Raw genomic sequence first — 15,232 nt, 5'->3', positions numbered from 1 at the left:
CGACACCGCCTTCGCCTTTGATGGTCAGGGCAGAGACGGTAATGTCATTGGTGGCACCGAGGGTGCTGACGAGGCCGGTGCCGGTGACGGTCAGGATGTGGGTGGTGACGTCGTAGGTGGCTGAGGTGATCGTTGGAGCTGCGACGTTCGAGACAGTCACTGCATTGGTGGCGTCTGCTGCTGCACCAGCCGTGCTATCCCAGTTCAGTGCACCAGTCAGATTGAATGTGGTGCCACTGACAGCGCTGGCTCCATTGTTGTTTAATAGGCCGTTGATAGCCAGTTTGTCGGCGGTACCCAGCGTGACGATGAAAGACGTGGCACTACCGGCAGTTGGATTGGGCGTGGCAGCTGTCAGCGTGTAAGAGTCACCGTTTTCGCCTGACAGTGTCAATTTACTGACGTCGATGGTGTCATTGGTCACCATGCCAGTACCTGTCACCGTCAGGATGCCTGTCGCGGCATCGTAACTGGCGCTGGTAATGGTCGGTGTCGCAATGGTAATTGCTAGGCCAGTACTCAAAACGCCGATATTGCCAGCGGCATCGGTTGCTGTCGCTTTGATGAAGTGTGAACCTACCGCCAGTGCAGAACTGGTGATGCTCCAGTTGCCAGCACCATCGGCTGTGTTAGTACCCAGTAAGGTGACGCCGTCGGTGTCGTACAGTTTGACGGTGCTGTTGGCTTCTGCCGTTCCAGTAAAGATGGGAGTCGTGTTGGCGGTGATGTTATCCGTATTGGAAACTCCCGTATCGGTGGCTGCCGTCATGTCTGGTGTAGATGGTGCTGCCGGTGCTGTGGTGTCGAGTACGTAAGCTTGGCTGAACGTCAAGCCACTATTGCCTGCATTGTCTGTCACCCGCACTTTCAGGGTGGAGCTAGCGGACAGGGTAGTGCCACTGAGAGACCACGTACTCTGTCCAACAGTCGTCGTGGCATTGGTCCAGGTACTGCCATTATCAAGCGATACTTCGACGATGTCTCCAGTAACCATATTCGAACTCAAGGTACCGGATATGGTTTGTGCGGCAGTTTTGGTAATGAAATCAGTGCCGGACGTGCCGGTATCGGCCGAGAAGGTGGCAGTTGCAATCGTGGTGGTCGGTGCCGTGGTATCGAGCACATAAGCCTGGCTAAATGCCGTACCACTATTTCCTGCCACATCGCTCACCCGCACCTTCAGGGTGGAGCTAGTCGTCAGGGTAACGCCACTGAGAGACCAGGTATTCATTCCAACAGTCGTCGTGGCACTGGTCCAGGTACTGCCATTATCAAGCGATACTTCGACGATCTCTCCAGCGACCATATTCGCACTCAAGGTACCGGATATGGTTTGTGCGGCAGTTTTAGTAATGAAATCTGTGCTGGACGTGCCGGTATCGGCCGAGAAGGAAGCGGTTGCAATCGTGGTGGTCGGCGGCGTGGTATCGAGCACATAAGCCCGACTAAATGCCGTACCACTATTTCCTGCTGCATCGCTCACTCGCACCTTCAGGGTGGAGCTTCCCGTCAGGGTAACGCCACTGAGAGACCAGGTGCTCTGTCCAACAGTTGTTGTGGCACTGGTCCAGGTGCTGCCATTATCGATGGAGACTTCGACAAATTCGTTTGCCACCATATTCGTACTCAAGGTGCCGGATAGGGTTTGTGCTGCAGTTTTAGTAATGAAATCAGTGTTGGACGTGCCGGTATCGGCCGACAAGCTGGCAGTTGCTATCGTGGTCGTTGGAGCCGTGGTATCGAGCACATAAGCCTGGCTAAGCGGCGCGCTACTATTGCCAGCCGTATCGCTCACCCGCACCTGCAGGGTGGAGCTAGCCGTCAGGGTAACGCCACTGAGAGACCAGGTACTCTGCCCAACAGTTGTTGTGGCACTGGTCCAGGTACTGCCATTATCAAGCGATACTTCGACGATGTCTCCAGCGACCATATTCGCAGTCAAGGTACCGGAGATGGTTTGTGCGGCAGTTTTGGTAATGAAATCAGTGCTGGACGTGCCGGTATCGGCCGAGAAGGTGGCTGTGGCAATCGTCGTGGTCGGTGCCGTGGTATCGAGCACATAAGCCTGGCTAAATGCCGTACCAATATTTCCTGCCGCATCGCTCACCCGCACCTTCAGGGTGGAGCTAGCCGTCAGGGTAACGCCACTGAGAGACCAGGTATTCTGTCCAACGGTTGTTGTGGCACTGGTCCAGGTGCTGCCATTATCGATAGAGACTTCGACAAATTCGTTTGCCACCATATTCGCACTCAAGGTGCCTGATATGGTTTGTGCTGCAGTTTTAGTAATGAAATCAGTGTTGGACGTGCCGGTATCGGCAGACATGGCGGCAGTTGCGACCGTGGTGGTCGGCGCCGTGTTATCGAGGGTGTACACCTGGCCGCCGGTATAACCGGTGGCAATGGCGTTGCTTGCTACGTCGGCAATGCCTGTGCCTGCATTTTTAAGGTCCAGTCTCAAAGTTCCATCACCGCTAATGCCATTGACGGTGACGGTATAAGTGGTACCACTGCCGGTCACGCTGGTAATGTTGCCATTAACGCCGCCTGTTGGGGTAAGCACAAAGTCACTGGTATCGACGCCTGTGACGCTTTCTGAAAAAGTCACCGTGTAGCTGACACTGGTGGCATTGGTAATGGCTGCACCTGTGCGATTGATGGAGGAAATGGTAGGTACCACTCCATCAACCAGCACATTGCTTAATGCGCCAACGCTGTTGAGTGTCAGTGTTGCGTCGTTACCTGCGGTATCTTTTAAGGTGCCACCGTTCAGGGCGATATTGGCACCCAGACTGACACCATTGGTATCGAGATTGCCATTGACAACGGTGTAACGGAATACCAGAGCACTGGTACCAGATCCACTCAGGTAAGTCGCCGCGACGGTGCCGCCGGTGTCGAGAGTCAGGTCAAGTTTGGGCGAACCGGTAACGGTCACGTTTTCGCTTAAGTTCAGCGTAAAGTCGAGGTTTTGTCCGACGATGTAAGTGGCAGTGACTGGCACACTGACAGAGTTGACTGTGGGGGCGGTCGTGTCGATGGTGACCGCCAGTCCGGTTGATGCGTCACTCACATTTCCAGCCGCATCGGTTGCTTTGGCTGTCAGGGTATGTCCACCTGCACTTAATGTTGAAGAGGTAATTGAGTAGCTACCACCAGTTGCCGTGGCAGTACCCAGAACAGTTGTGCCGTCGGTGTCGTAGAGCGTGATAGTACTGCCGGCCTCTGCCGTGCCCGTGAACACAGGTGTGGTGCTGGAAGTGAGATTGTCGGTATTGGAGACGCCGTTGTCGGTGCCCGCCGTCATGTCTGGTGCACTTGGGGCGGCAGGTGCCGTCGTGTCAATGACGATGTTCTTGTTCGCGCCCAGCGAATTGGCAGCACCTGGACTAAATAGAGTCAGCGTCGCATCGGAGCCGGATGACGCTGACTTGATGGTGCCACCATTGAGCGATAGTGCGGTGGTACTGTTGTAGTCGAGATCAGCATTGGTATCACCAGCCTGGACTGTATAAGTGAAAGTCAGCGTGCTGCTTGTTGAGCCACTGATGTAATTAATCGTGCGGTCTGTCACGCCTGTTTCAAGCAGCAACTGTGGGGTGCCAGTGACTATGACTGCTTCACTGAAAGTGATCTGTATCTGTATGACTGTACCGACCGGATAGCTGCCGTTCAGCTTGCTGGATGTGACGTTGGTAATAGTGGGATTGTTGAGTACCGTGAAAGTGCCAAGTTTCTGATCGTAAGCAATCCCGTCGGCCCCTGGGGAACTACCTGAATCAGCATATCCGCCATTGCCCGCACCAGCACGATTACCAGTTGCGAGTGAATTGTTGGTCGCGCTATCCAGAGTGACCGTACCACCATTGTTCCATATGCCGCCGACTCCATTGCCCCCAGCACCACCGTCTTTGCCTATATCCGATTTACTGCCGCCGCCGCCGCCGCCGCCGGCACCAATGTTGTTGGTGATGCTACTTCCGCTAATGGTCAATGTTCCGATGTTGTAGATACCACCAACCGCGTTCCCGCCAGCACCGCCTTTTGCATCGGCACCGCCACCGCCGCCGCCACCGCCAATACTCAGTCCTCCACCTGCATTGGCAGTGCCACCATTGCCACCTCTGGAGTAAGTTGCAAACCCACCCGAACCATTCCCTCCAGTGGTCGTGCCACCTTTCCCGCCCAGCAAAAAGTATTGTCCCGAAAGCGGTCCTCCGTTGCCACCGGTGCCAGCGGTACCTGTTGCTCCCGGGTGCGAATACGCCAAACTGGACCCGCCATTACCGCCGTTGCTGCTTCCGTATCCGCCGCCGCCGCCGCCACCGCCGCCATTACCAGATGTCAGGCCGCCAGCACCGCCGCCTGCTGAAGCCTTGTTATTTGTTATGGTGCTGTTTGAAATTGTTAAAACGCCAGAATTCCATATGCCGGCTCCCTTGGCATCATCGCCCGGCTTTCCTACATCGTTGAGGTCTGGTCCGTTGACACCAGCGTTACCGCCATTGCCAGTGACAAAGCCATTGGTAATTGTCAGGTTTTGAATAACGACGGCAGATCCTGCGCCGTTTGTACCGACAGTCATTACCCTTGCCATATTATTGCCGTTGAGGGTGTTCCCACCTCCGACGATGGTCATCGTGTGGCCATCGGTAACATTGATAGGGACGCTATCAGAGGCGTTGCTAAAGGTAATATTGCCGGTAAATGTAATGATATCGTCGAAACCATCGCTGTTACCGGTGGCGATAGCAGACTTAAGACTATTGATGCTGTTGACCGCGGTCGTCACCAATAAATGATCGTAATTACCCAGCTTGCTGGTATCCAGAGCACTATCCTTAGGCAGGGTGCCAGTCGATATTTCCAGGTCCCAGTTGCCGCCCCGGCTTGCAGTTCCTGTTGCATCAGTTGAGGCTTCTACCGTGGCGCCGGTCACCTGGGCAATGCTTTGAATAAAATCCTGGCCGACACTGTCTTTGCCAATATCACAACCGTACAGCCTGATTTCTCCACCGGTCTGTAAAGATGCACCGATGGCTTTTAACTGTTCGGTATAGTTGGCGACATTACCGTTATGCAGAGGTGAGTTACCTAGCAAGAGAACACCATCATCACCATGCGAAATGATGCTGATAGACGAAGCATTGTGGACATCCTTTAATGCATCGGCAATTTGTTGCACGCCATCATGCTCTGTATCCAGAACGATGACTTTAACCCCTTCTTTGGATGCATTGATCAGCGTGGCCTGATCTGGTACCCGACCATCAATGATCAGAATCTGCTGGCCCGCGCTTGGATTTGCCGCAGTACCCAAGGATAGGGAGGGGGCGGGCGTGGACAAGGTAGCCATCAAATGCGCAACGGTTGAGTTAGCAAGTGCGTCTTCGTGGACAGACTGAATATCGGTTGCGGTAGTTTGATCGAGCAGATTCATTGTGTAGACTTCTGACTTAAAGAAAAGGTGTACGCATGTCGAGCTCGCAGGCAAGATGGAGGAATCTTGAAGGCTAAGAAGTTGCTCAAAACATCATGCAATAATGGCTATGAAAAATTGCTTGATACTAGCAAACTGCCGTAAGAGATTCGTAAGAAGGGCGGTGATTCTTGATTGGCGAATTCTGGAAATCGTAATTAAATGCCCGTACCTGATGCCGACTTAGCCAGGACCTCCCTCGTAATGTCAGTAACTGGATAGCTGGCTATCCAGTTCTAAAGTGGGTGGTGGAAAATGCCGGGGACTGCAAGCCGTTTTCTGACAACTGGCATCGTAGACAGACGTTGCTGACTTTGTGCTATTGATAGTGATGAGATGGCGATTCCGTGTTGACTTTGCTATTGTTTAGTTCCATCGTCGAGGGAGATGGAACTTACTGGTCCTTATGTCGAAATAGCATGTGATTTCGTTTATACCATCTTCAAATGACAGTTGGGTCACGGTTGACGTTCCGGGCTGTGTCAGGCCGCTACTTTCTGGCCAACTGGAAATCCAGAGATGCACAGTAGGGCAGGGTTGCATCTCAATACTATTCTTGAAATGTACTTGCATTGCAGATACAGCATTGCCAGCTATTTCAATCCCGTTCACTTGCGCATTTTGATATAGACCCGTGACCATACTTCCCGGCGGTGAGGGGTATTGATTTAACAAAGTAAATACTTGGGCATTGCCATCCCCTATGGAATTCTCAATGATCCCATTTTCCTGCAATGAATAGAGCTTACCTGCTATGGCTGGAATTTCTGTTTCCGATATTTTTCTCAGCTTCGCACCATTTTGCAATGATGTTGAAGATGCATAAATACCGTACTCTTCTTACCAACTGATTGTGTTTCTGAGCGCTGGCCGAAATACCTGCCACGCGACATTTGGCTGGCCTCCGGAAAAAGTCTTGGCTACGATAATTTTGTAATTGACTTGTGAAAGTAAATGCAGGTCTTCGGAGGAAAGGTCAATATTCAATTTAAAGGATGTCATGACTTTATTTCCTATTAATGTTGCTCAAATCAGCCTATAAACCTCGCCAGATACTCTGGCGAATTAATAAACTGCCCGATCAGCGTGACCACATCCGTACCCGATTGGCTGAGTAAAGTATCAAAGGTCGCCTGATCCGGCGCATGACCCAAGAGACCGATGTAATCCAGCGTCAAAGACACTTTGGATTGTGAATTCACCTTGAACTCCGCTGACTCGGTAAAGCCCGCCAGCATGTCACCACGCGAGAGGCCATTGTTCAACTGCCCCAGCCAGTAAGCCTGGCCTGCCGCATCAGCAGTGCGGTGCAGGACATTCTGGTACACCCTGTCTACAAAGGCCGTATTGTTCAGATTGCCATAGGCATTCTGGAACTCGGCACTGGCCACAAAGGCGCCGCTGATGCCGCTGAGGCTGGCCCCGGCTTTCTCCTGCCCTATCCAGTAAGCCAGGCCATCCCGGTCAGGCAAGCGGTCAAAGGCGCCAAAGTACAGGCGGGTCAGGCTGCCGACATTATTCTGGAACTCGGTCGAAGCCAGCATCGACGCTGCCACCTGGGCACGGTTCAAATGCCCGCTGTCGATTTGCTGCTGCCAGTAAGTGATACCGGCAGTATCTCCCTCACGGAACAGCACATCCCGGTAGAGCTGCATGGCAAACAGGTCAGCCCTGTGCAACACATCATTGTCTTTCTGGTTCTGGTTGGTGCCGACCTTCGCTTCTATGGCATCGGGGATGCCGTCACCATCCTTGTCGCCTGGCAGTGGGCTGGTTTTGACACCCAGGCCACCACTAAAGCTGATTTTGCCATCGACCTTGCCGTCGGCGTCAAACATGCCGCCATCGGTAATCTTGAAATCCACCTTCAGTTTGCCATTCACCTCAGTGATCGCGCTGGCAATATTCGTCCAGTTACCGGCCCTGTCCTGTACCCAGTATCCATTCACCGCCCCCAGCTTGTCGGTATAGAGAGAAAGGCTGACATCCTTGCCGGCACCCACGCCGCTGATCTGGCCATTGATCAAGCCATATTGCAGTTGCAAGTCCATGGACAGATCAGCCGGGCTAGCCGTAGTCGTGATGTTAGACAGCGCCAAAGCCTGATTGCTACTCAGGGTCGCATAGTGGGTATTGACCAGACCACCATTATTCCAGGGCAAAGAGCCGACTTCTTTCTGAGCCTGATCGGCTTTGCCATCGCCGTTGCCGTCGCCCTTGCCACTACCTATCCAGTTTGGTACTCCTGCTTCTATGGTTTGCAGGATGCCGTCACCATCGGCATCCGGACCGGTCACTGGGATGGTGTTGTCGGAAGGATTGGTCCCCATACTGTTGTCATAGGTGAGGATGGAATAAGCCTGTTGCAGTAAAGCTCCGCTATTACCTGCCAGGTCAGTGACCCGGACCTTCAAGGTATTGTTGCCGCCCAGTGTCTGGTTCTGTAATGACCAGCTGGTGCTTCCTGCCACTGTTGTGGCATTGAGCCAGTTGGCGCCATTATCGATAGAGACCTGGACTGTTTCAGCTGCTGCCAGACCAGTGCTGAGACTGCCACTGATGGTTTGTTGAGGCGCTGTCGTCACGAAGTCAGTGCCGCTGATCCCATCATCATTGGATAAACGAACGGAACTGATGTTGGTGGTCGGCGCTATGTGATCGATCTGATACAACTGTCCAGTAAAGCCGCCACTCAGAGCCAGGCTGGTGGTATCAACGATGCCGGTACCAGCATTCCTGAGATTCAGGCCCAGGGTGCCATCACCGGTCAGTCCCGTGATCCTGACAATATAGGTAGAAGAGTCCAGCTGTGTCACATTGCTGATCGTCCCCGCGACTGTGCCTGTCGTTGCCAGGGTAAAGGCTGCCGCATTGACGCCCGTCACTGCTTCGCTGAAGCTGACTTTGTAATCGACGCTGGTCAGATTGTTGTTTTCTGGCTGGAGACGGGTGATGCCTGTCGCAACGGGGGCAACATTGTCGCCGACAGCAATGACCAGGCTTTTTTCATAGGCAGCGCCGCTGGCATCTGTCGCGCGAACGAATATGGTGTAATTGCCGGGCATCATACTCAGTGGGTTCTTGGCCACCAGACTGTTACCCGAGATCACGAATTTGGCATTATCCCTGTCATTCGCCCCATTACCTGTCATCAGGGTAAAGCTGGCGGCATCCCCCGGATTGGGGTCGGTCACAAGAAGTGTGCCGACGCTGGTGTTGGCGGCAGAGCCTTGCTGGATGGTCGCATTTGACAAGGTGATATTGGTTGGTGCCGCATTGATGCCGGTCGCAATCACTGTCGTCGTGTTATTCAATACCGCAGAAGCAATGCCGTCATTGGCGCTGATGGTAAAGGTCGTGGTTTCTGTGCTGCCCACAGGGACACGGCCAGCAGCCGGCTGGAACACCAGGCCACGGATGGCCGCCTGCACGGCTGCCGGTGTTCCTGCGGCATGGGTATAGGTCAGGCCGCCATCGGCAGTCGAGAAGCCAGTCGCTGCCAGGGAGGCGGCAGTAAAGGCTCCTTTGGCTGCCAGGTCCAGACTGATGATGATGGTTTCGGAAGCCCCGACATCAGGATCGTTGATGGTGACGCCGGTGAAGGGAGAAACCGTGGTGGTTTCTGTGACGGTCTGGCCAGCGAGGGCACCGCCTATGGCGGGAGGGGAATTAGTATAGATGACGATGGTTTTGTTGCTGCCCAGCGAGTTGGCAGCACCGGGCGCAGCCAGCGTTAATGTGGCATTATTGCCCAGCGAATCCTTGATAGTACCGCCATTCAAGCGCAAAGCAGTACTGTTCTGGTAATCGAGATCTGCGCTGGCATCACCTACCTGTACGGTGTAATTAAAGGTGATCGTGTTAGTGCCCGAACCGCTGACATAATTAATTACCCGATCTATGGTGCCAGTTTCCAGTGTTAGTTGTGGTATTCCGGTGACATTGACAGTTTCATTGAAGGTGATGGTGACCGGTATGACTGTACCCGCAGCATAGGTGGCATTGGCTGTGCTTGAGCTGACATTTGTTACCGCAGGGCCACTGTTATCCAGTGTATATAGCTCGTCGCCAGTATGCCCGCCAACGATGGCATTGCCGGCCACGTCGGTGACACCAGTGCCGCTGTTCTTGAAATTCAGTCCTAAGGTGCCGTCACCACTGACAGTGTTGACCCGAACGGTCCAGACGTTGCCAACGGGGCCTGATAGTGAGGCAATGTTTCCGCTGGCTGTGCCGGTCGTCACCAGCGCAAAATCGGAAATATCCAATCCACCATTTGCCACGCTCTCCGAGAAAGTGACCTGGAAATCAACAAAGCTGCTGTTGCTGGGGCTGGCTGACGCACGGTTGATGCTGGTGATGGTGGGCGCAACGCCATCAACCAGGACAGCAGTCGTACTGCCAACACTATTCAGATTGAGAGCAGCATTATTTCCTGCAGTGTCTTTGATGCTGCCACTATTCAAAGTAATACTGCTACCCGGACTGATGCCATTGGTATCAAGGTTGCCGCTGGCAACCGTATAACGGAATACAAGTGCGGAAGTGCCACTTCCACTCACATAAGTAGCCGCTACAGTACCACCGGTATCGAGCGTTACTGGAATAGTTGGTGTTCCTGTAACGTTGACGACTTCATTAAAATTAACCGTAAAATTCAGGCCTTGTCCTGGCACATAAGTGGCGTTGGCGGGAACCGTGACAGTACTGACCGCAGGGGCAATGCCATCAACATTGACTGCGGCTGTGCTGGCTACTCCGTTCAAGTTAAGAGCGGCATTATTGCCTGCACCATCTTTGATGGTACCGCCATTGAGGGTGACGCTGCTGCCGACAGAAATACCGTTGCTGTCCTGATTCCCATCAACGATGGTATAGCCAAATAGAAGTGAGCTGCTGCCGCTGCCACTGATATAAGTAGCTGCAACGTTGCCACCAGTGTCCAACGTGACTGGAAGGCTGGGCGTGCCAGTCACTATCACTGCTTCATTAAAGTTGACGGTGAAGTTCAGATTTTGTGCTGTCGCATAGGTGGCATTTGCCGGGACACTGACCGTGCTGACAGCAGGTATTCCCGTGTCAAAAGTCAGGGCAGGGCTGTTGCCAGCACCACCGCTGTTGCCTGCCGCGTCAGTGTAGCTGCCAGACGCAACGGTGATACTGGCTGAGCCGGCGTTGGTTGCCGGATCTGGTGTGAATGTCGCAGTACGTGTCGTACCTGAACCATTAAGACTACCTAAGCTACCGCCTGCAACCGAAATGTCAACCGCAGTAAAACCAGTTGGAACTTCGCTGAAGGCGAAGCTAATCGTCGCCGTTTCGCCGGCTTTGAGTGTGCTGACGTTGCTGCTGATGATAAGCGTTGGCGCCTTGGTGTCGACAACGAAGTTGCTGCTGCTGGTAATACCTACACCCGGTGTATGAGTCGAATTATAGGTACCAGGCAAATTAACTGAAATGACATTGCTGGCGCTTTCAAAATTGGTATTCGGTGTAAAAGTTGCTGTGAAAGTGATGTTGTCGGCGGTTTGCAAGCCTGACAGTATGCCGTTGGCAATATAGATATCGGCGGTTCCAAAGTCAGATACGGCTTCGGAGAATGTAAATGTCACATCTTGCGTATCACCAGCCTTCAAGGTGGGTTTGGACAAAGCTATATTCACAGTCGCGGGGGTACTATAGGCGGTAATCGTGCCCAAACTGGCATCAATGCTGTTGCCGTTGGTGCCTGCAATATTGCCAGTTCCAGAAGCGGTGCCGCCAAAGCCACCAGCACCTTTGTTTCCAGTACTTAAACTGGCGACTGATGCTGTATCCATCAATAGGGTGCCGGTTGACCAGATACCACCTATGCCGTTTCCGCCAGCACCACCGTTGCCGTGATTTGTATAGTTGGAAGCTGCGCCGCCACCGCCACCACCTCCGGCAGCAAGGTTATTGGTGATGACGCTACTTGTTATCCTTAATGTCCCGCTGTTAAAGATACCGCCAACCGCATTGCCGCCGGTACCTCCAACATAAATGCCGCCACTTCCGCCACCGCCACCACCAATAGAGATCGCGCCGTTGCTGGCCGACGCTCCCGCACCTCCCAATGTATAGGATGAACCGAGAAACTGCACGTGCGCGCCTCCGCCCGCACCGCCCGTGGTACTGCCGCCGTACCCTCCACGTTGCCCGCCAGATGTGCCAGAACCGTTACCACCATGACCAGCACTTGGTGCTGTGGGTGCTTCGCCAATCCGGTCCATTCCGCCAATGCCACCCAAGCCAGCGCCGTAGCCACCTCCGCCACCGCCGCCGCCACCTTTGGGGTAACCGCCACCTGTGCCACCACCGCCTGACGCTTTGTTGGCAGTGATCGTACTGTTGCTGATGGTTAAAGTACCAGCATTGCGTATCCCGCCGCCAGCACCATCAAGACCAGCTCTGCCAGGCCCCTCCAGATTACCTGTGTTGTCCCCACCATTTCCAGCAGCCAGTCCATTGGTAATGACCAGGTTTTCCAGGCTTGCTGTCGCTCCGGCTACCACATCAATGACGCGAGTTAAATTTCCGCCGCTGATGGTGACCACGCCACCTGCATTGTTTTTGCTTCCTATGATGGTCAGCGTATGGCCGGAATCAGCCGCGATGCTGATGGTGTTGTTGCTGGCATTGAAAAGAATGTCACCCGTCAATGTCAGGGTATCGTCTCTGCCATTGGAATTTGCCGTTGCCATGGCTGCTTGCAGGCTGGCCAGGTCAGAAGCTGAAAGCGTAGCTGCGAGATGGTTCCAGTCCGTCAATTGCTGGATGTCAAGTGCACCCTTGGTTTCGATTTTGCCAGTCGAAATTTCCAGCTGCCAGTCACCGCTTTGTGTTGCAGTACCTGTGTCATTAGTAGATGCCGCGACATCTGCTCCTGTCATGCTTGCGAGGTCGTTGATAAATCTTGATCCTGCCGGGCCAGCTCCTATGTTGCAGCCATATAACATCAGATCGCCACCGGGCTTCAGGGATGCACCTATGGCTTGCAATTGTCCTTGATAGGCTGCCAAATCACCATCATGCAAGACTGCGCTACCCAGAAGCATCACGCCATTATCACCATGGGAGATGATGGAAATGGAATCCAGGTTGCTGCAATTTTTGAGTGCATCGGCAACCTGCTGCACGCCATCCTGGTCCTTATCCAGCACCACCACTGTGATGCCAGGTTTTACTGCGTCCACGATCTGCTGGAAATCGGGCAGGCGGCTGTCAATGAATACCATGGCCTTTTGCTCTGGTATCTGTGCAGAGAGCTGGTGCAGATTCAGTGCTGATGCAGTGGTGGGGGAGGTCAGAAGTTCACTGTTGACAGATTTTGCTTCTTGTTTTGCTTCTTGTGAAGCAGCAGAGCCATACAGAGTCATAACAAACAATTTTCAGGATTGAGGGCGCATGCAGGCTCAGCAGTGATGCAGTGACAATGAAGGTCTTCATGCACGTCATGAAGCGACCAGGGAGACTGACAATCCTGACAATCGGGCAAGCAAATAGCTGATTGTAAATACTGACCGTAAGGACTTCGTAAGAGACGTAAGCAAACTTGCTCGGCAGGATTTGAAAACTGTGAGGATAAGGTGGCGGAGGGGGGGGGCTGCTAGAGGCGAAAGTCTGGGGCTTGGGGGGGGGGACTTGCTTTGTCAGCAGCAAACGATGAATTTGCTGCTGACAATATGGCGCAAAATTAACTGAGTTCTTGTTTCACTAAATCAATACTGCGCCTTGACAACTTTTGTCAGATATTGCGGTATCAAGCGCTATATCAGAACGATGCCTGAACACCAATGTTGAAGTTGGTGATGTTGCCGTCGCCGCCAACAAAATCAACTTTACGGCTGGCGATTTCAGCGCGTGCAGCGATGTTAGGTGTGAATGCATATGTTGCACCAATGCCTACCATCACTTGTGTGGAATTTTTGCTGGTAGAGCCACGCAGGTTATTGAATGCAGCAGTTGCTTCGCCTTTGGAATAAGCCAGACCCAGTTTTGTGAACAGGCCCCAGTTATTGCCAACTTGCGCGCGGTATGTACCTGCCAGGTCGATGCCAGTTGCTTTCATTTCTGCAGCAACACCATAGACATTCGCTTTAACTGTGCCCAGATTGTAATAGCTGCCTTCTACACCCCAGTTAGGAGTGATGTTGTAGCCACCCAGGATATTGAAGGATGTGTCATTGGTTTTGCAGCTGGATGTGCCAGCGCAATCCATGTTCCAGCGAGCCTGGCCAACAGTGGCGCCAGCATAAAACTGCGCATTGGCAGTTGTACCGATAAACAAACCGGAAATTGCCAGAGCGGCAGCGATAATTTTTTTATTAAACATGATGTACCTGATTGATTTTTTTGAATAGCGCAAACTTGATTCATGCATTTACCGGATAAGTAAATTTAAAATTCTCATGTTGCGGTGCAGCACTCTATTCTAAAATCACAAGAATGTCAAAAAACGTTATTTGTTTTTGTTCATGCATGTCGTTTTTTGTATGAATGCACTATTGGCAATGTAAGGTGTTTGCTACTTAAAACAGCAGCCCCCCGCCTTTCCTGAAGAGTGCCATATCAACATAGTTGGACATGCGGTGTGTACTCTCTGATGGGGTCAGGGTGACGCCACCGAGATCGATGACGTTTTTTTGTGTTGCCAGCGCCTGCAGGCCATCACGCCCGCCTTTTCCTGCCTGTATTGCTTTAACCAGGGTCTTGGCGACCATGAAGCCTTCAAATGTCAGGGCAGACAGATCTTCATCCCTGAATTTTTTCATCATATTGCTATGATCTATCTGTATCAGCGACTTTTTGCTCAAGGGATTGGGTACCACCTGGGAAAATACTGTCCATTCCAGCGCCTTGGGGCCTGCCACTTCTGCCAGGGTATCAAGATTGATGAGTGACATGCCGGCAACAAAGGTGCGGGGAGCCTGTTTTCTGAATTCTTTCAGGAAGATGCCCGTGCCAAGGGTATCGGCAATAGCAATCACGATGCCAGGATTGCTGCGTGCCAGTACGGCAGATTCTCTTTCCATGTCCGCGGCAGACGCACCTATGCGTACCAGGCCGCTCATCAGCATATTGCGTTTGCGCAACTCGGTAACAACATATTGGTACATGTCCTGGTTCAGGGCGTTTTCCTGATAAGCGATACCTACACTTTTGATGCCCAGTTTATCGAAGTAAGAGAAGATATATTGCATCTCTTGCTCAGGGCTGGGCCGCCAGAACAGGACGCGGGAGTTGTAAGTCTTGACTGATGCCACCAGCGGAGCAAACAGGGTCTGGCCACTTTGTGAAAATCTGGCGTTTGCCAGCACTGCATCGGTGACGGCAGCGCCTATGCCACCCAGCAGATAATCTGCCTTGTCTTTTTCCAGCAAATCGCTGACTGCCTGTGCCGACACTGCAGGGTTGCCCTGATCGTCACGTACCAGGTACTTGATGCGTTTGCCACCTATGCCACCACTGACATTGATACTGTCAAAGTAAGTCGTGATACCTGCCACATAGTCGCGGCCAATGCTACCATTCGGTCCGGACAAGTCTATTGCCTGACCAACGACGATGACATTGCCTTGCGCCTGTACATTCATGGCGAACAGCAAGCATAGCAGGGTGAAGCAAAAGGACCATAGTCTGAAGGGAAGACGCATACTGATAACCTGTAAAATATTGCAATGTAACAATTGTTACATTCAAATATGACTATGGAATGACGAGGCGGGTATAGAG

At 52.7% G+C, this 15,232-nt stretch carries 4 protein-coding genes; all 4 read right to left on the bottom strand.

What is annotated here, in order from left to right:
* Window positions 1-5,440: Ig-like domain-containing protein (locus ACO0LN_RS18185; protein ID WP_422976173.1), on the bottom strand; the 5,440-nt coding region annotated here is incomplete at its 3' end.
* A gap of 1,070 nt (window positions 5,441-6,510) precedes the next feature.
* Window positions 6,511-12,876 carry a DUF4347 domain-containing protein gene (locus ACO0LN_RS18180; RefSeq protein WP_422976171.1) on the bottom strand — a complete coding sequence of 2,122 codons (6,366 nt, stop codon included), beginning with the start codon at window positions 12,874-12,876 and terminating at the stop codon, window positions 6,511-6,513.
* Window positions 12,877-13,271: 395 nt separating this feature from the next.
* Complete coding sequence (locus ACO0LN_RS18175; protein ID WP_162042003.1) at window positions 13,272-13,832, bottom strand: porin family protein; 561 nt, start codon at window positions 13,830-13,832, stop codon at window positions 13,272-13,274.
* Between the two features lie 196 nt (window positions 13,833-14,028).
* Window positions 14,029-15,153 carry an ABC transporter substrate-binding protein gene (locus ACO0LN_RS18170; protein WP_422976169.1) on the bottom strand — a complete coding sequence of 375 codons (1,125 nt, stop codon included), beginning with the start codon at window positions 15,151-15,153 and terminating at the stop codon, window positions 14,029-14,031.
* Window positions 15,154-15,232: the final 79 nt, after the last annotated feature.

This window comes from Undibacterium sp. TC9W, from assembly GCF_049339865.1.
Classification (GTDB): Bacteria; Pseudomonadota; Gammaproteobacteria; order Burkholderiales; family Burkholderiaceae_D; genus Undibacterium.
Note: the sequence above shows the minus strand (reverse complement) of the source record. Positions and strands in the feature narration are given on the sequence as shown.